Here is a 1607-nt window from a genome sequence, read left to right on the forward strand (position 1 = left end):
GATGTCGACACCGGGGATACCCTGAGCATCAGCAGCGCCAAGGCCGAGATAGGCAGCGTGACCATTGCCGGGCAGCAGCTGCTCTATAGCGCGCCGGCCAACCTGCACAGCGCCGTCACCCTGGGCTACCGCATCACGGATGCCAAGGGCGCAGCCGATGAAGCCAGCGTGACCCTGACGCTGACGGGCACGGACAACGACCAACTGCCCCTGTTGACAGTGCCGGCCGATGTCAGAGTCAATGCCACCGGCCTGTTCACCAAGGTGGACCCGGGCACGGCCACAGCCACAGATGTCAATGGCCAGCCCGTGGCCGTCACTACCCTCAATGGTCCGAGCTACTTCGCCCCCGGACGTCACAAGATTTTCTGGCAGGCCACCGACAGCGCCGGGCGCAGCAAGACCGCCGAGCAGCTCATCGAGGTCCTGCCGCTGATTGCCATCGCCAAGGACAGCGTGGCCACCGAAGGCCAGACCCGCTCGGTGCGTGTCTACCTCAACGGCCCGTCACCCGACTACCCAGTCACAGTGCCCTATAGCGTCGGCGGCACCGCCGGCCCGGACGACCACTCACTGGTGGATGGTGAGCTGGTGATAGCCCAGGGGACGGAGGCCAGCATAGACGTCAACATACTGGAGGACGGCAAGGATGAAGGCGATGAGACCCTGGTGATTACCCTGGACAAGACCCTCAACCTGGCGGCCAAGTCGAGCCATACCCTGACCATTTCGGAGCAAAACATAGCGCCCGAGGTGTCATTGAAAGCCAGCCAGGCCGGGGTCAACGGGGTCTTCGTGGTCAACAATGCCGAGCCTGTGACAGTGACCGCCACTGTGAGCGATGCCAACAGCCTGGACGACCACAGCTACCAGTGGTTGGCTCTGACCGATGCCATCACACTGCAACGGCTCAGCGACACCCAGGTGCAATTCGAGGTGCAGGACCTGGCCGAAGGCAGCTACAAGCTGCAACTGACAGTGACAGACAATGGCACTCCGCCGCTCAGCAGCCAGGCGTTGCTCTATCTTGAGGTGCGCAACAGCCTGCCGGAATTGGGCGACAACGACTCGGATGGCGACCTTATCCCCGACAGCAGCGAAGGCTTCGCCGACGATGACGGCGATGGCATAGCGGATTACCTCGATGCCATCACAGAGTGCAACATAGTGCCAGCCGTTGCCGGTGAAGCGAGCAGCTTCCTGGTCGAGGGCGAGCCGGGCGCCTGTCTGCGCAAGGGCTCCAGTGTCGCCAACAACAGCACAGGCGGCGCCGAGCTGATAACAGGCGAAATCCCCACGGATACCCAGGCCAACACCCGCGGCAGCATCTATGACTTCATCGCCTACGGCCTGCCACAGCAGGGGCAGAGCCTGTCGCTGGTGTTGCCTCAGCGTCAACCCGTGCCGCAAAACGCCGTGTACCGCAAGTTCAGCGGCGGCCAATGGGTCGACTTCGTCACAGATGCCGACAATGGCATCCGCTCGGCCGCCGGCGACAAGGGCTACTGCCCGCCGCCGGGTGACGGCGCCTGGCAGCCGGGGTTAACCCCGGGCCACTGGTGTATTGAGCTGACCATCAGCGATGGCGGCCCCAACGACGATGACGG

General features: G+C 63.7%; 1 protein-coding gene. It reads left to right on the plus strand.

Annotation, left to right across the window (positions count from 1 at the left end):
- The coding region (locus tag LZP73_RS19105; protein WP_234236496.1) for an Ig-like domain-containing protein at positions 1 to 1607 on the plus strand (1607 nt) is incomplete at both ends.

The organism is Shewanella sp. AS16 (assembly GCF_021412365.1).
In the GTDB taxonomy this organism is placed as follows: domain Bacteria; phylum Pseudomonadota; class Gammaproteobacteria; order Enterobacterales; family Shewanellaceae; genus Shewanella; species Shewanella salipaludis.